Annotated in this window: 20 protein-coding genes and 1 riboswitch; of the genes, 7 read left to right on the forward strand and 13 right to left on the reverse strand. The window is 66.4% G+C overall.

Features of this window, described 5'->3' with window-relative positions; translation table 11 throughout:
• Positions 1–8 precede the first annotated feature (8 nt).
• Positions 9–521 carry a winged helix DNA-binding protein gene (locus tag M3I56_RS29250; RefSeq protein ID WP_028212076.1) on the reverse strand — a complete coding sequence of 171 codons (513 nt, stop codon included), beginning with the start codon at positions 519–521 and terminating at the stop codon, positions 9–11.
• A gap of 203 nt (positions 522–724) precedes the next feature.
• On the opposite strand from M3I56_RS29250, the gene pxpB reads away from it, so the two are divergent.
• The 5 genes from pxpB (at position 725) to M3I56_RS29275 (ending at position 5,159) form a co-directional block, all read left to right on the forward strand.
• Positions 725–1,384 (forward strand): 5-oxoprolinase subunit PxpB, encoded by a 660-nt coding sequence (gene pxpB, locus M3I56_RS29255; protein ID WP_254356914.1) that lies wholly within the window; start codon positions 725–727, stop codon positions 1,382–1,384.
• Positions 1,381–2,448 carry a biotin-dependent carboxyltransferase family protein gene (locus tag M3I56_RS29260; protein WP_254356915.1) on the forward strand — a complete coding sequence of 356 codons (1,068 nt, stop codon included), beginning with the start codon at positions 1,381–1,383 and terminating at the stop codon, positions 2,446–2,448. The genes pxpB and M3I56_RS29260 overlap by 4 nt, the downstream gene beginning before the upstream one ends.
• Before the next feature lie 44 nt (positions 2,449–2,492).
• A complete protein-coding gene (gene pxpA / locus M3I56_RS29265) occupies positions 2,493–3,248 on the forward strand; it encodes a 5-oxoprolinase subunit PxpA (protein WP_254356916.1) in 756 nt (251 codons plus the stop codon).
• A gap of 217 nt (positions 3,249–3,465) precedes the next feature.
• Complete coding sequence (locus tag M3I56_RS29270) at positions 3,466–4,209, forward strand: DUF969 domain-containing protein (RefSeq protein WP_254356917.1); 744 nt, start codon at positions 3,466–3,468, stop codon at positions 4,207–4,209.
• The gene (locus tag M3I56_RS29275) at positions 4,206–5,159 is read left to right on the forward strand and encodes a DUF979 domain-containing protein (protein ID WP_254356918.1); all 954 of its coding nucleotides are present in this window, start codon (positions 4,206–4,208) and stop codon (positions 5,157–5,159) included. The genes M3I56_RS29270 and M3I56_RS29275 overlap by 4 nt, the downstream gene beginning before the upstream one ends.
• 102 nt (positions 5,160–5,261) lie before the next feature.
• Here the strand turns inward: M3I56_RS29275 and M3I56_RS29280 are convergent, their stop codons facing one another.
• From M3I56_RS29280 to M3I56_RS29330, 11 genes are all read right to left on the reverse strand, one after another.
• Entirely contained in the window at positions 5,262–6,425 is a 1,164-nt protein-coding gene (locus tag M3I56_RS29280) for a TraB/GumN family protein (protein ID WP_375541810.1), read from the reverse strand.
• Positions 6,426–6,555: 130 nt separating this feature from the next.
• The gene (locus M3I56_RS29285) at positions 6,556–7,590 is read right to left on the reverse strand and encodes a peptide ABC transporter ATP-binding protein (protein WP_254356920.1); all 1,035 of its coding nucleotides are present in this window, start codon (positions 7,588–7,590) and stop codon (positions 6,556–6,558) included.
• The gene (locus tag M3I56_RS29290) at positions 7,587–8,585 is read right to left on the reverse strand and encodes an ABC transporter ATP-binding protein (RefSeq protein ID WP_028203404.1); all 999 of its coding nucleotides are present in this window, start codon (positions 8,583–8,585) and stop codon (positions 7,587–7,589) included. Before M3I56_RS29290 ends, M3I56_RS29285 begins: the two co-directional genes overlap by 4 nt.
• A gap of 1 nt (position 8,586) precedes the next feature.
• Positions 8,587–9,504: an ABC transporter permease subunit gene (locus M3I56_RS29295; RefSeq protein WP_254356937.1), complete on the reverse strand. Its 918-nt coding sequence runs from the start codon at positions 9,502–9,504 to the stop codon at positions 8,587–8,589.
• 54 nt (positions 9,505–9,558) lie between these two features.
• Positions 9,559–10,572, reverse strand: a complete 1,014-nt coding sequence (locus tag M3I56_RS29300; protein WP_254356921.1) for an ABC transporter permease subunit — start codon at positions 10,570–10,572, stop codon at positions 9,559–9,561.
• A gap of 129 nt (positions 10,573–10,701) precedes the next feature.
• The gene (locus M3I56_RS29305; protein ID WP_254356922.1) at positions 10,702–12,336 is read right to left on the reverse strand and encodes an ABC transporter substrate-binding protein; all 1,635 of its coding nucleotides are present in this window, start codon (positions 12,334–12,336) and stop codon (positions 10,702–10,704) included.
• Positions 12,337–12,667: 331 nt separating this feature from the next.
• The gene (gene metF / locus M3I56_RS29310) at positions 12,668–13,498 is read right to left on the reverse strand and encodes a methylenetetrahydrofolate reductase [NAD(P)H] (protein ID WP_254356923.1); all 831 of its coding nucleotides are present in this window, start codon (positions 13,496–13,498) and stop codon (positions 12,668–12,670) included.
• A 52-nt stretch (positions 13,499–13,550) separates the two neighbouring features.
• On the reverse strand, positions 13,551–13,904 hold the full coding sequence (locus M3I56_RS29315) for a phage holin family protein (RefSeq protein ID WP_028203399.1): 354 nt from the start codon (positions 13,902–13,904) through the stop codon (positions 13,551–13,553).
• Between the two features lie 159 nt (positions 13,905–14,063).
• The gene (gene ahcY / locus M3I56_RS29320; protein ID WP_254356924.1) at positions 14,064–15,482 is read right to left on the reverse strand and encodes an adenosylhomocysteinase; all 1,419 of its coding nucleotides are present in this window, start codon (positions 15,480–15,482) and stop codon (positions 14,064–14,066) included.
• 33 nt (positions 15,483–15,515) lie between these two features.
• Positions 15,516–15,623, reverse strand: a riboswitch (S-adenosyl-L-homocysteine riboswitch).
• Between the two features lie 158 nt (positions 15,624–15,781).
• The gene (locus M3I56_RS29325; protein WP_254356925.1) at positions 15,782–16,504 is read right to left on the reverse strand and encodes an LrgB family protein; all 723 of its coding nucleotides are present in this window, start codon (positions 16,502–16,504) and stop codon (positions 15,782–15,784) included.
• Positions 16,505–16,542: 38 nt separating this feature from the next.
• Positions 16,543–16,971 carry a CidA/LrgA family protein gene (locus M3I56_RS29330; RefSeq protein WP_254356938.1) on the reverse strand — a complete coding sequence of 143 codons (429 nt, stop codon included), beginning with the start codon at positions 16,969–16,971 and terminating at the stop codon, positions 16,543–16,545.
• 214 nt (positions 16,972–17,185) lie between these two features.
• On the opposite strand from M3I56_RS29330, the gene M3I56_RS29335 reads away from it, so the two are divergent.
• A complete protein-coding gene (locus tag M3I56_RS29335) occupies positions 17,186–18,133 on the forward strand; it encodes a LysR family transcriptional regulator (RefSeq protein ID WP_254356926.1) in 948 nt (315 codons plus the stop codon).
• 79 nt (positions 18,134–18,212) lie between these two features.
• Here the strand turns inward: M3I56_RS29335 and M3I56_RS29340 are convergent, their stop codons facing one another.
• A complete protein-coding gene (locus M3I56_RS29340) occupies positions 18,213–19,805 on the reverse strand; it encodes a GMC family oxidoreductase (protein ID WP_254356927.1) in 1,593 nt (530 codons plus the stop codon).
• Between the two features lie 373 nt (positions 19,806–20,178).
• On the opposite strand from M3I56_RS29340, the gene M3I56_RS29345 reads away from it, so the two are divergent.
• Positions 20,179–21,915, forward strand: coding sequence for an isovaleryl-CoA dehydrogenase (locus M3I56_RS29345; RefSeq protein WP_254356928.1), 1,737 nt, complete (start codon positions 20,179–20,181; stop codon positions 21,913–21,915).
• Positions 21,916–21,921 lie beyond the last annotated feature (6 nt).

Raw genomic sequence — 21,921 nt, forward strand, 5'->3', positions numbered from 1 at the left:
TTAGCCGCTCAAAGCGAAGCCGCCGCGCGCGCGGCCGTGTCATAGAGCCCCGACGCATTGCGCATGAGTTGCGCGGCGTCGCCGATCTGCTGATTCGTGAGGCCACTTTCCTTGAGCGTCGCAATGAGGCAGCTCTCGCGCACGTCGCGGTAGCGCAGGCACAGCGCCTGGCCTTCCGGCGTGACCGAAAAGAAGACTTCCTTGCCGGTCTTTTCGCTTTTTACATACCCTCTGGAGACGAGCTTCTTCAACGCATACGTGGCCACGTGCGTGTCCTCGATGTTGAGCACGAAGCAGATATCCGCGAGCTTTTTGCGCCGCTCGCGATGGCCGACGTGATGGAGCAGCGACACCTCGATCGGCGTCATGTCCTTCACGCCCGCCGCCGACATGCAGCGCACCATCCAGCGGTTGAACGCGTTGCTCGCCATGATGAGCGCGTACTCGAACTCGGAAAGCTCGGCGCTCGACTCGGAAACGAGATGTTCGGACGAAACGATCTTGGTCGGCTGGCGCGACATGGCAGATAACCCGGTAGTCGGTGTTCGAAAAGGCAAAGCGGCGTGGCGTGAGTGTAATTGCAGTGTACTTTCGGTGCGCCTGGCGAAAACGCTTATTGATAAATTGTAGATAATTTATCGACAATGTACGCTAGGAAGGAAGGCACCGGCCGTCCGGTGCGCCCATTTTCGATCGGTCGAACCCGTCCCCTCATCGATCCAGCATGCCGAATTCTGACCCTCGCATTTTTCCTCTCGGTGACGAAGCGCTCGTCTGTGAAGCGCCGCCGCCCGCCACGCTCGAGGTCCAGCGCCGCGTCTGGGCCGTCGCTGCGCTCGCGCGCGGCTGGGCGCCGGTGCGCGAGGTGGTGCCCGGCATGAACAACCTGACGATCACCTTTGATCCGCTCGCAGCCGACGCCGCGGCGCTCGCCGGCGCGCTGCGCAACGCCTGGCGCGACGCCGAAGACGCGAGCGCGCCAGGCCGCGAAGTCGAGATACCGGTGGTCTATGGCGGCGCAGACGGCCCCGATCTCGAAGCCGTCGCGCAGCACTGCGCGCTCGCCGCCGCCGACGTCGCCGCGCGCCATGCCGCGGGCGTCTACACGGTGTTCTTTCTCGGCTTTCAACCCGGCTTCGCCTATCTCGGCGGTCTCGAACCCGCGCTGCACACGCCGCGCCGCCGCGAGCCGCGCATTGCCGTCCCGGCCGGATCGGTGGGCATCGGCGGGGAGCAGACGGGCATTTATCCGGCCGCCTCGCCAGGCGGCTGGCAACTGATCGGCCGCACCGCTGCGAAGCTCTTCGACGCTTCGCGCAATCCGCCTTCGCTGCTCATGCCAGGCGACCGCGTGCGTTTCACCATCGCGGAGCTCCACGCATGATCGAAGTATTACGCGCGGGCCTGCTCACCACGGTCCAGGATCTCGGCCGCCCCGGCTACCGGCATCTGGGCGTCGCCACCGGCGGCGCGCTCGATGCGCTCGCGCTCGAAGTGGGCAACCGCCTCGTCGGCAACCGCCCCGACGCCGCCGGCGTGGAAATCACCTTCGGCCCCGTCGCGCTGCGCTTTGCGCGCGCCACGCGCGTCGCCATTACCGGCACGGACTTCGGCGCGACGCTCGGCGGCCGCCCGGTCTGGTCGTGGTGGAGCCTGCCCGTGGCCGCCGGCGAGGAACTCGTGCTGAACGGCGCGAAGCGCGGCATGCGCGCCTATGTGTGCGTGGCCGGCGGCATTGACGTCCTGCCCATGCTCGGCTCGCGCAGCACCGACCTCGCGGCGGGCTTCGGCGGCCTCGCGGGCCGCGCGCTCAAAGACGGCGACCGTCTCGCCACGGGCGCCTCGTTCGCGCCGGGCCGCGAGCGCGCCGCGCTCGACCCGGGCGCGCCGGCCTTCGGCGTGAAGGCGCCCGTGTGGTGCAACTTCGCGCTGGCGGACGAGCCGCATCAGCGGCGCGGACGCCATCCGGACGGCATGGCGTGGGCCGTGCCCGTGCGCGTGCTGCGCGGCCCCGAGTACGACAGCTTTACACCCGAGGCGCAGCGCGCGCTGTGGTCCGATGAATGGCAGATCACGCCCAACAGCAACCGCATGGGCTTTCGGCTCACGGGCACGCCGCTCGCGCGCGAGAACGGCGCGGATCTGCTCTCGCACGCGGTGCTGCCGGGCACGATCCAGGTGCCGCCGAGCGGCCAGCCCATCGTGCTGATGGCCGACGCGCAGACCACGGGCGGCTACCCGAAGATCGGCTCCGTGATTCGCGCCGACTGGTGGAAGCTCGCCCAGGTGCGGCTCACCGGTGGCGTGCGTTTCGTGGAAGCGACGGCGGCCGCCGCGCGCGCGGCGCTGGAAGAGGAACGGGCGTATTTGCGGCAGATCGACACCGCAATCGCCATGCACGACGAACGCCTTGCGAGCCGCCGCGCGAACGCGGCCGCGAGTGCGTGATTTTCAAGCACCATCGGTAAGACGAGCAGCAAGAGGAACACATCATGACCACCATCGATCTGAACGCCGATCTCGGCGAAGGCTGCGGCTCCGACGAGGCGCTGCTCGACCTCGTGAGCTCCGCCAACATCGCGTGCGGCTGGCACGCGGGCGGCGCCAACGCCATGCGCGAATGCGTGCGCTGGGCCGTGGAAAAAGGCGTGTCGATCGGCGCGCATCCGAGCTTCAACGACCCCGAGAACTTCGGCCGCAAGGAAATGAACCTGCCGCCCGAGGAAATCTACGCGGGCGTGCTGTATCAACTCGGCGCGCTCTCCGCGATCGCCCAGGCCGAAGGCGGACGCATCGCCCACGTGAAGCCGCACGGCGCGCTCTACAACCAGGCCGCGCGTGACCCGCAGATCGCCGAGGCCATCGTCTGCGCCGTGCACGACTTCGATCCGTCCGTGACGGTGTTCGCGCTCGCGGGCAGCGGCCTTGTGACGGCGGCGCGCGAAGCGGGGCTCGTGGCGATCGAGGAAGTGTTCGCCGACCGCGGCTATCGCGCGGACGGCTCGCTCGTGCCGCGCAGCGAGCCGGGCGCATTGCTCGACGACGAAGACATCGTGCTCGCGCGCACGCTCGCGATGATCCGCGAGCAGCGCGTGCAGGCCGTGAACGGCGCCTGGGTGCCGCTCAACGCGCAGACCATTTGCCTGCACGGCGACGGCCCGCACGCGCTCGCGTTCGCGCGGCGCATCCGCACGGCGCTCGACGACGCAGGCATCGGCGTGCGCGCGGCGGGGGCCGGCGAAGCCTGACCCACGCGTTTGAATGCAGCAAAGCGCGCGGCATGCGCCGCGCGCCGCTCGAGCCGTATCACCGAAGGTTTTCACAAGGCAGTCTCTCGGCAGCGCAAGCTTGCCAAGCGTAGTTATACCCAGCAGGTTCGTAGTTGTACGAATGGCCATCAGAGCCGCGAAGTCAACGCCGCTATCCGCGGCAATCAACGACAAGCCAATACGTTTGGAGATCCACATGCAGAGCACCGTCAACTTATGGCCGCTGATCGGCGTGGCCGTCATCATCGCCGGCTTCCTGTTACGCTTCAATCCGATGCTGATCGTCGCCGCGGCGGCCGTCGTCACCGGTTTCGCCGCGGGCTTTCCGGTTGCGAAGATTCTCGCCGCCATCGGCACCGGCTTCATCAAGACCCGCAACATTCCGCTCATCATCCTGTTGCCGCTCGCCGTGATCGGGCTGCTGGAGCGCCACGGCCTGCGTGAGCGAGCGCAGATCTGGATCGGCAGCATCAAGGCGGCCACCGCCGGGCGTCTGCTCATCGTCTATCTGCTCGTGCGCGAACTGACCGCCGCCGTCGGCTTGACGGGCCTCGGCGGCCATCCGCAGATGGTGCGCCCGCTCATCGCGCCGATGGCCGAAGGCGCCACCGAAAACCGCTTCGGCAAGCTCTCCGACGCCGTGCGCTACAAGCTGCGCGCCTACTCGGCCGCGACCGACAACGTGGGCCTCTTCTTCGGCGAGGACATCTTCGTCGCGTTCGGCGCGATCGTGCTGATGGTCACGCTGCTCAAGGAAGCGGGCGTTTCGGTCGAGCCGATCCATGTGGCGTTCTGGGGCATTCCCACGGCGATCTGCGCGTTTCTGATTCACGGCGCGCGGCTCTGGCTGCTCGACCGCAAGCTCGAACGCGAACTGGGCGGCACGCGCGGCGCGATCGACACCAAGGGTGCAGACCGTGCACAGGGAGACGAAGCATGACACTCACCCTCAACTGGCTCTTCTGGCTGCTCGGCATCGTGCTGCTGATCGTCGGCGGCATGATCGTGATGGACCGCGAGCATCCGCGCCGCTTCACGGCGGGCGGCTTCTGGCTGCTCTACGCGCTCATCTTTCTCGTCGGCGACCTGCTGCCCGCCGAAGTCGTGGGCGTGCTGGTGCTCGCCATGGCGCTCATCGCGGGTCTCGGCGGCGTGACGGCCGCCAAGCCCAAGGTGCTTGCGCTCGAGACGCGTATTGCCAGCGCCAAGCGGCTCGGCAACAAGCTTTTCGTGCCCGCGCTCACCATTCCCGTCATTACCGTCGTGCTCACGCTCGCGGCCAGCCATCTCGTATTCGGCGGCAAGGCGCTCATCGACCCGAAGAATGTCACGCTGATCGGCTTCGGCATTGGCTGCGTGATCGCGCTCGTCATTGCCTGCATCATCACGCGCGATAGCGTCGGCCAGTCGATGAAGGAAACGCGCCGCCTCGTCGATGCGCTCTCGTGGGCCGCCGTCCTGCCGCAGATGCTCGGCATGCTCGGCCTCGTGTTCTCGGACGCGGGCGTGGGCAAGGCCGTGGCGCACGTGACGACGTCGTACATCAACATGGACGTGCGCTTCGTCGCCGTAGTGGTCTATTGCGTGGGCATGGCGCTCTTCACGATCATCATGGGCAACGGCTTCGCCGCGTTTCCGGTGATGACGGGCGGCGTGGGCGTGCCGGTGCTGGTGGGCGTGTTCCACGTCAATCCGGCGATGATGGCCGCCATCGGCATGTTCTCGGGCTACTGCGGCACGCTGATGACGCCGATGGCCGCGAACTTCAACATGGTGCCCGCGGCGCTGCTGGAGCTGCCCGACAAGAACGCGGTGATACGCGTGCAGGTTCCCACGGCGCTGGGCATCCTCGCGGCGAATATCGTGCTGCTGAATGTGTTCGGCTTTTGACCCGCGTACGCATGCGGTTGCAAAAAAAGCCGGCGAAAGCCGGTTTTTTTGCATTCAGGCCGCGCGCGGCCGCGAGATTCGGGCGCAATGGCCCAAGCCAGCTCAACCCGGGTCGACATTGAAGCCGCGCTGGCGCAGCAGCTGGAGCACGCCTTTCGGGCCGCCCAGGTGCAGCGCGCCGACGGCTACGAAGAGGGGCTTGTTCGGCGCCACGTACTGCTGCATGCGCGAAACGAAGCGCCGGTTGCGCTCGTAGACGATGCGGTTGTCGACCGACGCCGCCACCCGCGCGTCGTGCGAAAGCTTTTCGGTGCGCGCCGATTCCCATGCGGCGATCGCGTCGGCGTCGCCCACGCGCCACAGGTGCAGGAGCGTCTGCACGTCGGACACGTTTTGCGCCGGCGTCTGCGCCAGATCCTGGGCGAGCATCTCGCGCTGCTGCGCGAGGCTCAGGTTCGTGAAGGCGCGCATCTGCTCGCCGAGCGTCTCCAGCCCGACGATGCGGCGGCCCTTCCAGCGCAGGAACACGTTCTGCAACTGCGCCTCGGTGCCGAACTCGGTCTGCAGGCCGGCGCTCAGCGAGTCGTAGGTTTCCACAAGCAGCGAGGCGAGCCACGGCCGCATCTTGCGGATCTCGGCGAGCGCCTCCGGATTGCCGCGCATGCGCGCCTCGAGTTTCTGCCAGAGCGGATCGGGTAACAGGCCCGGCAGGCAGGGCCGCTTGCACACCCCGTATTTCGAGACGTCGTCCTGGGAAACGAGCAGATCGTCGGGGGAAAGCTCGAGCGCGAGAATGGGCGACGCGGCGAGCGCCGCGAGAATCGGCGGGCGAAACGGCTGGCCGGGCGGGTAGTCGGCGGGGTCGCCCACATGGAGCGTGCCGAGCAGATAGATCGTGAGATTGCCGCGCGTGGCGACGTAGAACGGCATGCGCGCAGGCTGGGTGCGCACCGGGCCGCCAGCCGTCGTGCCCGATGCGTAGCTCGGCACGGCGGGCGCGGCGTGAAAGCCGGGAATGCCGCCGTTCGCGCCGCGCGCCGTGCCCGGCGGCATGGGCACGGCCGGGTGCACCCCGGGCGTGTTGGCGACGGCGCCGCCAGCGAACGCCGGGCCCGAGGCGCCTGCGAGAACGCCGACCGCGAGCGCCAGCGTGAGCGCCGCAGCGCTCGACGCTTTCTTCAACGCCGCACGCAACGCCACCGCGAATGCCACACCAAAAGCCACACCGAATGTCACACGAACAGCCGTACTCAGCCCGGCCGCCACGGCAAACGCGGCAGTCGGAACGATTGAAAGAGCGGCGGAGAAAACGGTGGAAAAAACAGTGAAAAAGGCGGCACGACGGCCGCCCATCAACTGGCGGCGCGTAGCAATAAAACGACGCGCCGCCGTCGCTTCAGGCCGGCATGGGCCGCCCATCCTCTTCCCCCACCTCCTCTGCACGATGGCAGGATACCTGACGGCCGTCCACTTCGCGAAGAACAGGCACTTCCTTACGACACCGATCGACCGCGTATGGACAACGTTGATGGAACGTGCAACCAGACGGCGGGTTGAGCGGCGAAGGCAATTCGCCCTCGAGCTTGATCTTCACGCGGCGGTCCGCTTCGAAAATCGCGGGCGTGGCCGAGAGCAGCGAGCGCGTGTACGGATGGCGCGGCCGTGAGATCACCGTGTCCTTGTCGCCCAGTTCCGCCACGCCGCCCAGGTACATCACCATCACGTCGTCGGCAATGTGCTCGACCACGGCCAGGTTGTGCGAGATGAACACGTAGCTCGTGCGGAACTGCTCCTGCAAGTCCATGAACAGATTGAGAATCTGCGCCTGGATCGAGACGTCGAGCGCGGAAACCGGCTCGTCGGCCACGACGATCTGCGGGTCGAGAATCATGGCCCGCGCGATCGCCACGCGCTGGCGCTGGCCGCCCGAAAACATATGCGGATAGCGCTTGGCGTGCTCGGGCCGCAAGCCGACGATGCGCATCATGTGCGCGATGCGGTCCGCGCGCTCGCTCGCCGTGAGCCGCGTGTTGATGGCGAGCGGCTCGCCGAGCGTCTGCTCCACGGTCTTGCGCGGATTGAGCGAGGCGAACGGGTTCTGGAACACCATCTGCACGCGGCGGCGCAGCGCAGCGATCTTCGCGGCGCTTGCGTGCGCAACGTCCTCGCCGTCGATGGTCAGCTTGCCCGCCGTGGGCGGCTCGATCATCGTGAGCTGGCGCGCGAGCGTCGATTTGCCGCAGCCGGACTCGCCCACCACGGCGAGCGTGCGCCCGCGCGTGAGCGAGAACGACACGCCATTGAGCGCCTTCACGGTGCCCGTGCCGAACATGCCGCGCTTGACGGAGTAATGCTTCTTGAGATCGTCGGCGATGAGAACCTTGTCGTCCTGATGGTCCTGATGAGCCGCGTGTTGCTGGACTGCGTTCATCGCGCGCCTCCACTGGATTGAGTCACCGCCGCGTTCAGCGGCTTGATGCAGCGCACTTGCGCATAGCCGCTCTCATCGGTCACCGCGTCGAGCGCGGGCCGCGCCTTCATGCAGTCATCCACCACATACTTGCAGCGCGGCGCGAAGAGACAGCCGCTCGGCCGGTCGTCGCGGCCGGGCACCATGCCGGGCAGCGCGGCAAGACGCATCGCCCCCTTGTTGTGCTCGGGAATCGCGGCGAGCAGCGCTTCCGTATATGGATGATGCGGACGCGAAAAGATGTCCGGCACGCGGTTCGTTTCGATGATCTCGCCCGCGTACATCACGGCCACGCGTTGCGCGACTTCGGACACCACGGCCAGATCGTGCGAGATCAGCACGAGCGCCATGCCGCGGTCCTTCTGCAGACGCACGAGCAGCTCCATGATCTGCGCCTGGATCGTCACGTCGAGCGCCGTGGTGGGCTCGTCGGCGATCAGCAGCTTCGGGTTGCAGGCCACGGCCATCGCGATCATCACGCGCTGGTTCATGCCGCCCGACATCTGGTGCGGGAAGTTGTCGATGCGGTTCTTCGCGTCGGGAATGCCGACCTGGTCGAGCAGTTCGATTGCGCGCGCATGCAGCGCGGAGCCGCGCAGGCCCTCGTGCAGCTTGAGCACTTCCTTGATCTGATATCCGACGGTGTAGCTCGGGTTCAGGCTCGTGAGCGCGTCCTGGAACACCATGGCGATGTCCTTGCCCACGATGCGGCGGCGCTCCTTGCCCGTGGCGCCCAGCAGATCGCGGCCGTCGAAGGTGATCGAATCCGCGCTTACCTTGCCGGGGGCGTCGATGAGGCCCATCAGCGCCATCATCGTCACGCTCTTGCCCGAGCCCGATTCGCCGACGATGCCGAGCACTTCGCCAGGCGCGACCGACAGATTCACGCGGTCAACGGCGGGCAGGCCGTTGAAGTTCACCGCCAGATTACGGATGGTCAAAAGTTCTTTGTTCATGTCAGGCCATCCGCTTGAGCTTGGGATCGAGCGCGTCGCGCAGCCCGTCGCCGAGCAGGTTGATCGCGAGCACCGAAATGAGGATGGACAGACCCGGCATCGTGACGATCCACCATGCGCTGTCGATGTAATCGCGCGCCGAGGCGAGCATCGCGCCCCACTCCGCACGCGGCGGCTGCACGCCGAGGCCGAGGAAGCCGAGCGCGGCGGCGTCGAGGATCGCCGAGGAAAAGCCGAGCGTGGCCTGCACGATGAGCGGAGCCGTACAGTTGGGCAGCACCTGCGAGAACATCAGGCGCAGCGTGCCGGCACCGGCCACGCGCGAAGCAGTCACATACTCCTTGTGCAGTTCGCCCAGGGCCGAACCGCGCGTGAGACGCACGTAGCCGGGCAGCGCCACGATCGCGATCGCGAGCATGGTGTTCGTGAGACCCGGACCGATGATCGCGACCACGGCCACCGCGAGGAGCAGCGAAGGCAGCGCGAGCAGCACGTCCATGAGACGCATGATCGGCGTATCGGCCCACTTCTCGAAGAACGCAGCCACGAGGCCGAGCACGATGCCCGGAATCAGCGCGAGCACGACCGAGACGCAGCCGATCCACAGCGAAAGCCGCGCGCCGTACATGAGACGCGAGAGGATGTCGCGGCCTGCTTCGTCGGTGCCGAGAATGAACTTCCAGTTGCCGCCGTCGAGCCAGGCGGGCGGAATCTTCACGTAGTCGCGGTATTGCTCGATGGGGCTGTGCGGCGCGATCAGCGGCGCGAAGATCGCGATGACGATCAGCGCGAGCACGATCAAGCCGGCGCCCACGGCGCCCCTGTTGCGCGAGAAGTTCGCCCAGAATTCGCGCAGCACGAGCGCGCGGCCCGAAGGCGGCGTGACGGCGCGAGGCACGGTGTTCTGAATGTCAGCCATCATGCCTCCTGGTGTTGAATGTGGTGTTGTGGGGTTCGCATTGTCATGGCTCGCTTACCTCGTATGTCGAATGCGCGGGTTGAGCACGCCGTACAGCAGATCGACGAACAGGTTCACGACGATCACGAGCGTCGCGATCATGAGAATCCCGCCTTGCACCACCGGATAGTCGCGCCGGCTGATCGCGTCGATCAGCCATTTGCCGATGCCGGGCCAGGAGAACAGCGTTTCGGTGAGCACCGCGCCCGCGAGCAGCGTGCCGACCTGCAGGCCGATCACGGTCACCACGGGAATGAGCGCGTTGCGCAGCGCGTGCACGACGATCACGCGCACGGGCGAAAGCCCCTTGGCGCGTGCGGTGCGGATGTAGTCCTCGCGCAGCACTTCGAGCATGGACGAGCGCGTCATGCGCGCGATCACGGCGAGCGGAATCGTGCCGAGCACGATGGCCGGCAGGATCAGGTGGCTCAGCACCGACCTGAACGCGCCTTCGTCGGTGCCGGGCAGGAGCGAGTCGATCAGCATGAAGCCGGTCACGTGCGGAATGTCGAATTCCACCGCGATGCGGCCCGACACCGGCGTCCAGCCGAGCTTCGACGAGAACACCATGATGAGGATGAGCCCCCACCAGAAGATCGGCATGGAGTAGCCGGTGAGCGCGGTGCCCATGACGCCGTGATCGACGACGGTGCCGCGCCGCAGTGCCGCGAACACGCCGGCGGGCAAGCCGATCACGAGCGCGAAAATGAGCGCGCAGATCGACAGCTCGACGGTGGCGGGAAAGCGCGCGAGAAACTCGCCCATCACGCTCGTGTTGGTGATGATCGAGGTGCCGAGATTGCCGTGCACGGCGTGCCAGACGTAGTGCACATACTGCATCGGCAGGGGCTCGTCGAGCCCCAGGCGGTGCATCGCCTCGGCGTGCATTTGCGGATCGACGCCGCGCTCGCCCATCATCACTTCGATGGGGTCGCCCGGAATCAGGTGGATGAGTGCGAACGCAAGGATGGTAATACCGATGAACGTGGGTATGACCATGCCGATGCGGCGCAGTACGAAGCGGAACATGTGGTGTTCCCCCAAAAGCTTGAAATGAAACGCAACCGGCGACAGGGGCTCGTGACCCCGGTCGCCGGACCATTTTCCGCCGGTCCTGGCTGATGTGCGGACCGAGCGGAAAGTCTTACCCGATTATCCTTACTGCATGCCCACGCCGTCGAAGCGCGCGTAGCCGAGCGGTTCGATGCGCATGTCGGTGACCTTCTTGCTGACCGGCTGATAGACGGTCGAGTGAGCGATCGGCGAGAACGGCAGTTGCTGCGCGAAGATCTGCTGCGCCTGCTGGTAGAACTTCGTGCGCTGCGCCACGTCCGAGGTCTGACGGCCCTTCTGGATCAGGTCGTCGAACGGCTTGTAGCACCACTTGCCGAAGTTGTTGCCGTTCACGGCTTCGCAACCGAGCAGCGTGCCGAGCCAGTTGTCGGGGTCGCCGTTGTCGCCCGTCCAGCCGATCAGCATCGAATCGTCCTCGCCTGCGTGGGCGCGCTTGATGTACTCGCCCCACTCATACGTGACGATCTTCGCCTTCACGCCGATCTTGGCCCAGTCGGCCTGGATCATTTCGGCCATCAAGCGTGCGTTCGGGTTGTAGGCGCGCTGCACGGGCATGGCCCACAGCGTGATCTCGAAGCCGTTCGACACGCCAGCCTTGGCGAGCAGCGCCTTGGCCTTTTCCGGATCGTACGCATTGGCCGGCAGGTTCTTGTAGTAGGACCACTGCGTCGGCGGCATCGGATTGGTCGCCAGCTGGCCCGCACCCTGGTACACCGACTCGATGATCGCCTTCTTGTTGATCGCCATGTCGAGCGCGTGACGCACGTCCGCGTTGTCGAGCGGCTTGTGCGTGACGTTGTACGACAGGTAGCCCAGGTTGAAGCCCGGCTGCGACGGCATCGCGATGTTCGGCTCGGCTTTCAGCGGCGCGATGTCGGCGGGACGCGGATAGCTCATCACCTGGCATTCGTCGCGCTTGATCTTCTGCACGCGCACGCTGGCGTCCGGCGTGATCGAGAAGATCAGCTTCGAGAGCTTCACGGCGCCCGGCTTCCAGTAGTCGGGATTGCCGTCGTAGCGGATGGTCGCGTCCTTCGTGTAGCTCTTGAAGATGAACGGCCCCGTGCCGACCGGGAACTGGTTGATGTCGGCGGCCTTGCCGGCCTTCATCAGCTGATCCGCGTATTCAGCCGAGAGGATCGAGGCGAACTCCATCGCCATGTTCTGGATGAACGGCGCGTTCGGCTCGTTCAGCGTGAACTTGACCGTGTACGGATCGACCTTTTCGACCTTCGCGATCAGCTTGTCGAGGCCCATGTCCGTGAAGTACGGGAACGACACCGGGTACGCCTTGCGGAACGCATTGTTCGGGTCGAGCATGCGGTCGAACGAGAACACGACGTCGTCCGCATTGAATTCGCGCGTGGGCTTGAAGAACGAGGTGGTCTGGAACTTCACGCCATGACGCAGATGGAACGTGTAGGTCTTGCCGTCCTGGGACACGTCCCACGATTCTGCGAGACCCGGTTCGACCTTGGTGCCGCCGCGCTCGAACTCGACGAGGCGGTTGTAGACGGTGAACGTGTTCGCGGTGAAGTCGGTGCCGGTCGTGTATTGGGCCGGGTCGAAGCCAGCGGGGCTGCCTTCCGAGCAGTAGACGAGCGTCTTGTTCGGAATGCTTTGCGCGGCGTGCGCGAGCGGGGCTCCAGCAATCGATGCCGCTGCGAGCGCCACGAGAGACGTCATTCGGGCAGCCCGCAACAGTTTGTTTTCTTTCATGTTTCCTCCAGTTCAATGCCGGCTTGCGCCAGCGTAGCGCGATCTTACTTGAGCACGTGCCGCAGTCACAAGCAAGCCAAAAGTCCCGTCGCCTGTGGAAAACGCCGGGTTGACAGGCGTCGTCGTTGCAGTGCTGCGGTGCAGCGTAGCTTCGTCCCCTTTTTTTCTCCTGCTGGATCAGGAACATAGCGCGCAGAAATGCCGCGCGCAGCCGGGCCGCGCGGCCTTGCTGATGCCAATCGCGCAATCGCGTCTCAATAAAAAACCGCGCGGCCCGGGAGTCCGGGAACCGCGCGGTTTGTCGCCGCCGGCCGGGTCTAGAGCGAGCGCCCTAGAACCCGAGCCGCTCGCAAATGGCCTTGGTGGCCGGCGCCGCGTTGAGCGTGTAGAAGTGGATGCCCGGCACGCCCGCCTCGACGAGACGGCGGCACAGGTCGGTCACCACGTCGAGCCCGAACGCACGGATCGACTCGCGATCGTCGCCGAAGCTTTCCAGGCGCTTCGCGACCCAGCGCGGCACTTCGGCGCCGCACATCTCCGAAAAGCGCATGAGCTGCGAGTAGTTCGTGATCGGCATGATGCCCGGCACGATGGGAATATCCACGCCCAGCTTCTTCGCGTCGTCGACGAAGCGGAAATACGCATCCGCGTTGAAGAAGTACTGCGTGATCGCCGAATTGGCGCCCGCTTTCACCTTTTGCGCGAACGCTTCGAGGTCGTGGCGCGGCGAACGCGCCTGCGGGTGGTACTCGGGATACGCGGCCACTTCGATGTGGAACGCGTCGCCGGTTTCCTCGCGGATGAAGGCGACGAGTTCCGACGCGTAGCGCAGTTCGCCCACCGCGCCCATGCCCGAGGGCAGGTCGCCGCGCAGCGCCACGATATGACGGATGCCGTGCGAGCGGTACTCGCCGAGAATCGCGCGCAGGTCCTCTTTCGAGGAGCCGATGCACGAGAGGTGCGGCGCCGCCTCGACGCCTTCCTTCGCGATATCGACGACGGTGTCGAGCGTGCCCTGTTGCGTCGAGCCGCCCGCGCCGAACGTCACCGAGACAAACTTCGGCTTGAGCGTGACGAGCTGGGCGCGCGTGGCGCGCAGCTTTTCCACGCCCTCCGGCGTCTTCGGCGGGAAGAATTCGAATGAGAGTTCGATCGGTTTCATGTTGATGAGGCCAGTGAGGCCGGGCCGCAAACGTGGGCGGTCCGGGCCCGCGTCAGCCGAGGCTGCGGTTGCCGAAAATCAGCGCCGAGAGCAGCCACGACACGATGCTGTACAGGATCGAGCCGAAAAATGCCGACCAGAAGCCCGACACCTCGAAGCCCTTGAGGAGCGACGCCGCCAGCCAGAAGCACAGCGCGTTCACCACGAGGATGAAGAGGCCGAGCGTGAGGATGGTCACGGGTAGCGTGAGCACGATCAGCAGCGGGCGCAGCACGGCGTTGATGAGGCCGAGCACGATCGCGACGATGAGCGCGGTGCCGAAACTGCGAATATGGATCGACGGAACGAGCCAGGTGATGATCAGGAGCGCGAGCGCGTTGATCAGCCAGGTCAGCAGCACGGTCATAAGGACTCCTTTTGCGTCGTTGCTTTTGTATCGCCAGGTGCCGGCAGCGGATGCCGCCCGCAGTCCCCACACGTTGCGCGCGGGGTTGGGGTCAGCATCCGCTTGACCGCTTAAAACGGGCTTAAAACCGCAGCCCGTTTTGTATCGCGTTGTATCGGCTTAATAGCGATAGTGGTTCGGCTTGAACGGTCCGTTCTTGTCGACGCCGATGTACGAAGCCTGGTCGTCGGACAGCACGGTCAGGTTCGCGCCGATGCGCGCGAGGTGCAGGCGTGCAACTTTTTCGTCGAGGTGCTTCGGCAGCACGTACACCTTGTTCTCGTACTTCTTGCCTTGCGTGAACAGTTCGATCTGCGCGAGCGTCTGGTTCGTGAACGAGTTCGACATCACGAACGACGGGTGGCCCGTGGCGCAGCCCAGGTTCACGAGGCGGCCTTCGGCCAGCAGGATCACGCGCTTGCCGTCCGGGAAGATGATGTGGTCGACTTGCGGCTTGATGTTTTCCCACTCGTACTGGCGCGTGGAAGCCACGTCGATTTCCGAGTCGAAGTGGCCGATGTTGCAGACGATCGCGTTGTGGCGCATCGCCTTCAGGTGATCGTGGTTCAGCACGTGGTAGTTGCCGGTGGCCGTCACGAAGATGTCGGCCTTGTCGGCGGCGTATTCCATCGTCACGACGCGGTAGCCTTCCATCGCGGCCTGCAGCGCGCAGATCGGATCGATTTCCGTGACCCACACCGTGGCGCCCAGACCCCGCAGCGACTGCGCGCAGCCCTTGCCCACGTCGCCGTAACCGGCCACGACCGCGATCTTGCCCGCGATCATCACGTCGGTCGCGCGCTTGATGCCGTCCACGAGCGACTCGCGGCAGCCGTACAGGTTGTCGAACTTCGACTTCGTGACCGAGTCGTTGACGTTGATCGCCGGGAACGGCAGACGGCCTTCCTTCTCCATCTGATACAGGCGGTGCACGCCCGTCGTGGTTTCTTCGGTCACGCCCTGGATGTGCGAAAGGCGCTTCGAGTACCACTGCGGATCGACGTCGAGGTGCGCGGCGATCGACTTGTAGAGCGCGACTTCCTCTTCGTTCGTGGGCTTGGCGATGACCGAGCGGTCCTTTTCAGCCTTCGAGCCGAGGATCAGCAGGAGCGTGGCGTCGCCGCCGTCGTCGAGGATCATGTTGGCGAACTCGCCGTTCGGCCATTCGAAGATGCGGTGCGAGAACTCCCAGTATTCGTCGAGCGATTCGCCCTTGAACGCGAACACCGGCACGCCGCCCTGCGCGATCGCGGCGGCGGCGTGGTCTTGCGTCGAGAAGATGTTGCACGACGCCCAGCGGACGTCGGCGCCGAGCGCCGTCAGCGTCTCGATCAGCACGCCCGTCTGGATCGTCATGTGCAGCGAGCCCGCGATGCGCGCACCCTTGAGCGGCTGCTGCGCCTTGTACTCTTCGCGGGTCTGCACGAGGCCCGGCATTTCGGTTTCGGCGATGTTCAGTTCCTTGCGGCCCCAGGCGGCAAGCGACATATCGGCGACGATGAAATCTTTGGCTTGATCTTGCGGAACTGCGGCGTTCATCACGCCCTCCTTTCTAAAAGTGACTAGAAATTAAAGACGTGAGCGCCGTTTCAGTGCGATTGATTCAGTGGACTCAACCGGATTGAAGCACTTTCGAGCCTGGCGGGTTACAGAAAACCCGTCGCAACGCTCCTCGAAAGCGAGCCGAGATTGTAGCAAATCGGGATGGTGTCCGCGCATGCGCGCGTTGGCGACATGCGCGTTGGCGACATGCGCGTTGGCGACATGCGCGTTGGCGACATGCGCGTCTGCGACGTGCGCGTCTGCGATAAAGCGGGCGCGAACGCACCCGCCGGACTTCAAACGGGCAGAAACCCGAGCGCGGGCGCGAGCAGCACCATCACCACGCCCGCGATCATCATCGTGAGGCTCGCCACCACGCCTTCTTCGCTGCCCAGCTCGCGCGCCTTCGCCGTGCCCACGCCGTGCGCCGCCGCGCCGAACAGCGCGCCGCGTGCAAGCCGCGTGCGCAGCGGCACGAGGCCGAGCACGAGTTCGCCGAACAGCATGCCGCACACGCCCGTGGCGATCACGAACAGCGCGGTGAGGTCGCGCGGCGCGTGGATCTTGTCCGACACCGCGAGCGCGAACGGCGTGGAGATCGAGCGCGTCATCAGGCTGCGCTGCAGATCGGGCGACAGGTGCAGGAGCTTGGCCAGCGCGAGCGAGCCGCCCACCGCTACGACGATGCCGACCGTCACGCCCACGGTAAGCGAGATCCAGTGGCGCCTGAGCAGGTCGCGGTACTCGTAGATCGGCACCGCGAAGGCCACGGTGGCCGGGCCGAGCAGCCACATGAGCCAGCGCGTGTCCTGGAAGTACACGGGGTACGGAATATGGAGCGCCAGCACGAACACGCCGAGCACCGCGGGCACCGCGACGAGCGGCGTGAGCCACGGCGAGCGAAAGCGCGCATAGAGCGCCTTCGAGGCGAAATAGAGCGCAACGGTGAGGATGAAGCAGCCGGCGGCGATGAGCCGTGCCGCGTCGTCGGCGAACAGGGACGCATAAAACGTGTTCATGACGGATTCCCCCTCACTCTATTCAGGACGTTGCAGCCTCAAGCCCGCGCCAGGTGGCGCGAGTGCCGCGAATCGCGCACGCGGCGCAGCGCGAGGCGCCGTTCGAGCTTTGCGGCCTGTTCGACCGCGAACGCCACGGCCACCATCACCATGAGCGTGCCGCCGACCACGACGAGCGCGAGACGCCAGCCGTCGGCGCGAAAGAGGCCGCCGTATTTCACGGCTGCCACAGCGGCCGGGATGAAGAACAGCAGCATGTCGGAGAGCAGCCAGTCGGCGCCCGCCTTTACCCAGCGCGGCGCGACGCCGCCGCAAAAGAGCAGCGCGAGCAGCAGCACCAAGCCAACCACGCCGCCCGGCACCGGCAGGTGGGTGACGCGCGTGAGGGCGTCGGCGGCGTACCAGATGCCCGCGAGCAGCGCCGATTGCACGGTAATGCGGCCAATACGGCGCCCGAAGCTCGCCATGCCGCCCACGTTGCGCTCAGCGCTTTCGGAGACTTTCGCGGTCGCGGTGGAGGTAGTCATGGCAAACCCTAAGTGACACTGGAATGGAAGTCAGTATAGGGTGCAGCGCAGCATAAACATAATGACTTAAGGTCATCTGCTACATTCCATATTGGAATGCACCAACTCAGCACCCGGCTGAGCGTGTTTCCTGCACATTTGTGGAGTCCCGATCGTGGAACTGCGCGCGCTTCGCTATTTCATCGAGGTGGTGCGGCAACAGAGCTTCACCGCCGCGGCCGAAAAACTGCATGTCACCCAGCCGACCATCAGCAAGATGGTGAAGGCGCTCGAAGACGAGACCGGCACCCAGCTCCTGCTGCGCGACGCGCGCCAGATGGTGCTCACCGACGCCGGGCGCATCGTCTACCAGCGCGGCCAGGACGTGCTCGCCGCGCAGGCGCAGCTACAGGCCGAACTCGCCGATCTCGGCACGCTCGGGCGCGGCGAACTCACCATCGGCATTCCGCCGATGGGCGGCTCGCTTTTCACGCCCGCCATCGCGACGTTCCGCCAGCGCTATCCGAAGATCGAGCTGAAGCTTTTCGAGCAGGGCTCGCGCGCCATCGAAGCCGCGCTGATCTCGGGCGAGCTGGAACTGGGCGGCGTGCTGCTGCCTGTCGACCCCGCGCTGATCGACGTCTTGCCGATCTCGCACGAGCTGCTGTGGCTCGTCGCGCGGCGCGGCTCGCGCTGGGACAACAAGCTCGCCGTGCCGCTCGCGGAGCTGGCTGGCGAGCCGTTCGTGTTCTACGGCGAAAGCCTCGCGCTCAACGACGTCGTGCTGAACGCGTGCCGCACGGCCGGCTTCGTGCCGCAGGTGGTGGGGCGCAGCGGTCACTGGGACCTGATGGCAGCGCTCGTGCTCGCGGGCGTGGGCATTGCGCTGCTGCCCGCGCCGTACGTGCGCCGGCTCGACGCCGAACGCTTCACCTGCCTGCCCGTGAGCGAGCCGCAAATCACCTGGGACATGGCGATCGGCTGGAAACGCAGCGGCTATCTCTCGCACGCGGCGCGTGCGTGGCTCGACGTCGCGCGCTCGGAGTACGGCAAGCCCTTCACGTTTCTCGATGACTTCGTGCATCCGCCGGGGATGGAGAAACAGCCGGGCAAGGCTGGCTGAAGCCTGCGATGAGACAAAACAACGGAACAGGAAACGCGAAACGTCAGGCGTCGACGCGCTGAAGCGCCGTATCGCGCTCCTATCTCGCTTGTACGATGAAGTCGGCCGCACGCTCGCCGATCATCACGCTCGGCGCATTCGTGTTGCCGCCGATGAGCGTCGGCATGACCGAGGCGTCGGCGATGCGCAGTCCCGTCACGCCGCGCACGCGCAACTGCGGATCGACGACGGAGCGCGCGTCGCCGCCCATGCGGCAGGTCGCGACGGGGTGATAGATCGTGTCGGCATGGCGGGCGATCGTCTCGCGCAATTGCGCCTCGCTCTGCTCGCCATGCGTGTAGAGTTCGAGGCCGCCCAGCTGCGCCAGTGCGGGCGCGTCGAGTATGCGACGCGCGAGGCGCGCGCCCTGCGTGAGCGCGTCGAGATCGCGCGGATCGCAGAGAAAGCGCGGGTCGATCACGGGCGCCGCGCGCGCGTCGGCGCTCGCGAGCGTGACCGTGCCGCGGCTCGCCGGGCGCAGCACGCACACGTGCAGCGAATAGCCATGGCCCCAATGCAGGCGGCGGCTGTGATCGTCGACGAGCGCCGTGCAGAAGTGCAGCTGCAGGTCGGGCCGGTCGAGTTCGGGGCGGCTCTTCAGAAAGCCGCCCGCCTCCGCCACGTTGGTCGTGAGCATGCCGCGCCGCCCCTGCAGATACCGCACGAAGCCCGCGGTCATGCGCGCCGCGCCGCGCAGCGAGTAGCCCACGGTGTCGCTCGAATGCACGCGCTTGTTGAAAGTGAAATCGATATGGTCGATCAGGTTGCGGCCGACTTCGGGCGCGTCGTGGCGCACCGCAATGCCGAGCGCGCGCAGTTCGTCGGCGGGACCGATGCCCGAGCACATCAGCAATTGCGGCGAGTTGAACGCGCCCGCCGCGAGGATCACCTCGGCGCGCGCCTGCAGGGTCTCGATCGCGCCGCTGCGCGCAAGCTCCACGCCGCTCGCGCGCGCGCCGTCGAAGCTCACGCGCAGGACCGTCGCGTCGGCGATCAGATGCAGGTTCGGCCGCTCTCGCCCATACAGATACGCGCGCGCCACCGTGCAGCGTTCGCCGCCGCGCTGCGTCACCTGATAGAAGCCGACGCCCTCCTGTTCCTCGCCGTTGAAGTCGTCGTTCAGGCGAAAGCCCGCCTCGCGAGCGGCCTCGACGAAGCGCGCGGCGACCGGGTTGCGCTCGCGCAGGTCGGCCACGCCTAGCGGGCCACCCGCGCCATGCCAGGCGCTCGCGCCGCGCTCGTTGTCCTCGGCGCGCAGAAAGTACGGCAGCACGTCTCGCCACGCCCAGCCCTTGCAGCCGAGCTGCGCCCATTCGTCGTAGTCGAGCGGATGGCCGCGCGTGTAAATCATCGCGTTGATGGTGCTCGAGCCGCCGAAGCCGCGACCGCGTGGCTGGTAACCGCGCCGTCCGGCGAGTCCCGGCTGCGGCACGGTTTCATAGGCGTAGTTGTTTTTCGTGCGAAACGGGACGAGCGCGGCGACGCCGAGCGGCATGTTGACGAACGGGTTGCGCGCCGTGTGCGGGCCGGCCTCGACGAGCGCGATGCTCGCCTGCGGGCAACGGTCGGCCAGCCGGCCCGCGAGCGACGCGCCGCCCGAGCCGCCGCCTACGATGATGTAGTCGTATTGCATCGTCTCCGTCCTGTCGGCCTGCCTCTTGCGAGGCACCGGCGCGCTATTTGCACGCTCGTTCGTTTTCGGCTTCAATGGCGCATTGTAGGAAGCGTCTGATTCCGAGGTCAGCTTTTATGTCAGAGCATCCCCTCTAAACCTGACGGCGCATCGACGCCTATGATGGAAGGCGGTTCGGCCGCCAGAGCTGAAACCCGCAAGATTCCAGCAAGCGGCAAAGGGAGCGCTGGAGCGCACAAGAATCACTCACCTCACGGACGCTTCCCATGGAACGGCCGCTGCGCACGCCTCCCCGTCACGACAGCGAACAGAACACGAACGGCCGCGCGTGAAGCACGCCGCGCACCGCAAGCCTTGCATCGGAGACAGGCAGATGAACCCGACGGAAGTCACGCATCGCCCCGGCACGACCCACGAAGTGACGAACCAGGCGCCGCCGCTCGCCGACTACAACCTCTTCACCACCGACGCCGCGCTCGGCGAGGCCCTCGCGCGCGCGTGCGCGAACTGGCACCGCGAAACGCTCACTCGCCACGGCGAGACGCTCGGCAAGGCGCAAACGCTCGCGCTCGCGGACCTCGCCAACCGCCACGAGCCCGAACTGCACACGCACAGCCCGTGCGGCGAGCGTATCGACGCGATCGAATTCCACCCCGCCTGGCACGAGCTGCTCGCGCTGTTGCGCAAAGAAGGGCTGCACGCACTGCCGTATTCGGACCCGCGGCCCGGCGCGATGGCCGCGCGCTGCGCGGGCTACTTCCTGCACGCGCAGCTCGAATCGGGCTCGTTGTGCCCGCTGACCATGACGTTCGCGAGCATTGCCGTGCTGCAGCGCGAGACGGCGCTGTTCGAAACGCTGCGCGCGCCGCTCTACACGCGCGAGCACGACGCGCGCGACCTGCCGCTCGCGCAGAAGCGCTCGATGATGATCGGCATGGGCATGACGGAGAAGCAAGGCGGCTCGGACGTGCGCAGCAACCGCACCGAGGCGCGCCCAGCAGGCGTCGAAACCGGACGCAGCGCGGCGTATCTGCTCACCGGCCACAAGTGGTTTTTCTCGGCGCCGCAGTGCGACGCTCATCTCGTACTAGCGCGCACCACCGAGCACGGCGGCTCGGGCGCCCCCGGACTCTCATGCTTTTTCGTGCCGCGCTACCGGCCGGACGGCACGAAAAACGCGGTCAATGTGCAGCGCCTGAAGAACAAGCTCGGCAACCGCTCGAACGCGAGCAGCGAAGTGGAGTTCTTCGATGCGTACGGCGTCATGATCGGCGACGAAGGCCGCGGCGTGCCGACCATCATCGAGATGGCGAACTACACGCGGCTCGACTGCGTGATCGGCAGCGCGGCGCTCATGCGCGCGGCGCTCGTGCAGGCGATCCACCACGCGCGCCACCGCAGCGCGTTCGGCCGCGTGCTCGCGCAGCAGCCGCTCATGCAAAACGTGCTCGCCGATCTCGCGCTCGAATCGGAAGCGGCGACGGCGCTCTTCATGCGTCTTGCGCGCGCCTTCGAAGACAGCGCCGACGCGAAACCCGGCGATACGGACGACCCGTCGCTCGAAGCGCGCGCCTGGCGTCGCATCGTCACGCCGGCTGCGAAGTTCTGGGTCTGCAAGCGCGCGCTCGCGTTCACGGGCGAGGCCATGGAAGTCTGGGGCGGCAACGGTTACGTCGAGGAAGGGCCGATGGCGCGCTTCTACCGCGAAGCGCCCGTCAACTCGATCTGGGAAGGCTCGGGCAACGTGATGTGCCTCGACGTGCTGCGCGCGCTGGAGCGCGAGGCCGACGCCGCCCAGGCGCTCTTTCTCGCGTGGCGGCGCGACGCGCAGACTCACCCGGTTCTGAGCGCCGCGCTCGGCCGCCTCTCGGTGCTGCTCAACGGCGCGCCGGGCACGCGCGAGGCGAGCGCGCGGCGCATCGCGCAGCAGATCGTGCTGATCGCGCAGGCCATGCTGCTGCGCGACGGCCCGCCGGAGGTGGCCGAAGCGTTCATCGCCACGCGCCTCGACGAGCACGACGCCGACTGCGACCGCGTATTCGGCACGCTGCCTGCACGCTTCGATCACGCCGCGATCATCGAGCGGGCGTTTCCGTCGCGCCCGGTGTGACCCTCA

Origin of the sequence: Paraburkholderia sp. CNPSo 3281 (assembly GCF_024206515.1) — a bacterium.
GTDB lineage: Bacteria > Pseudomonadota > Gammaproteobacteria > Burkholderiales > Burkholderiaceae > Paraburkholderia > Paraburkholderia nodosa.

Bases quoted from the DNA above. Each gene is read 5' to 3' on its own strand.
- M3I56_RS29250 (WP_028212076.1), bottom strand. From the start codon at position 521: ATGTCGCGCCAGCCGACCAAGATCGTTTCGTCCGAACATCTCGTTTCC.
- pxpB (WP_254356914.1), top strand. From the start codon at position 725: ATGCCGAATTCTGACCCTCGCATTTTTCCTCTCGGTGACGAAGCGCTC.
- M3I56_RS29260 (WP_254356915.1), top strand. From the start codon at position 1,381: ATGATCGAAGTATTACGCGCGGGCCTGCTCACCACGGTCCAGGATCTC.
- pxpA (WP_254356916.1), top strand. From the start codon at position 2,493: ATGACCACCATCGATCTGAACGCCGATCTCGGCGAAGGCTGCGGCTCC.
- M3I56_RS29270 (WP_254356917.1), top strand. From the start codon at position 3,466: ATGCAGAGCACCGTCAACTTATGGCCGCTGATCGGCGTGGCCGTCATC.
- M3I56_RS29275 (WP_254356918.1), top strand. From the start codon at position 4,206: ATGACACTCACCCTCAACTGGCTCTTCTGGCTGCTCGGCATCGTGCTG.
- M3I56_RS29285 (WP_254356920.1), bottom strand. From the start codon at position 7,590: ATGAACGCAGTCCAGCAACACGCGGCTCATCAGGACCATCAGGACGAC.
- M3I56_RS29290 (WP_028203404.1), bottom strand. From the start codon at position 8,585: ATGAACAAAGAACTTTTGACCATCCGTAATCTGGCGGTGAACTTCAAC.
- M3I56_RS29295 (WP_254356937.1), bottom strand. From the start codon at position 9,504: ATGGCTGACATTCAGAACACCGTGCCTCGCGCCGTCACGCCGCCTTCG.
- M3I56_RS29300 (WP_254356921.1), bottom strand. From the start codon at position 10,572: ATGTTCCGCTTCGTACTGCGCCGCATCGGCATGGTCATACCCACGTTC.
- M3I56_RS29305 (WP_254356922.1), bottom strand. From the start codon at position 12,336: ATGAAAGAAAACAAACTGTTGCGGGCTGCCCGAATGACGTCTCTCGTG.
- metF (WP_254356923.1), bottom strand. From the start codon at position 13,498: ATGAAACCGATCGAACTCTCATTCGAATTCTTCCCGCCGAAGACGCCG.
- M3I56_RS29315 (WP_028203399.1), bottom strand. From the start codon at position 13,904: ATGACCGTGCTGCTGACCTGGCTGATCAACGCGCTCGCGCTCCTGATC.
- ahcY (WP_254356924.1), bottom strand. From the start codon at position 15,482: ATGAACGCCGCAGTTCCGCAAGATCAAGCCAAAGATTTCATCGTCGCC.
- M3I56_RS29325 (WP_254356925.1), bottom strand. From the start codon at position 16,504: ATGAACACGTTTTATGCGTCCCTGTTCGCCGACGACGCGGCACGGCTC.
- M3I56_RS29330 (WP_254356938.1), bottom strand. From the start codon at position 16,971: ATGGCGAGCTTCGGGCGCCGTATTGGCCGCATTACCGTGCAATCGGCG.
- M3I56_RS29340 (WP_254356927.1), bottom strand. From the start codon at position 19,805: ATGCAATACGACTACATCATCGTAGGCGGCGGCTCGGGCGGCGCGTCG.
- M3I56_RS29345 (WP_254356928.1), top strand. From the start codon at position 20,179: ATGAACCCGACGGAAGTCACGCATCGCCCCGGCACGACCCACGAAGTG.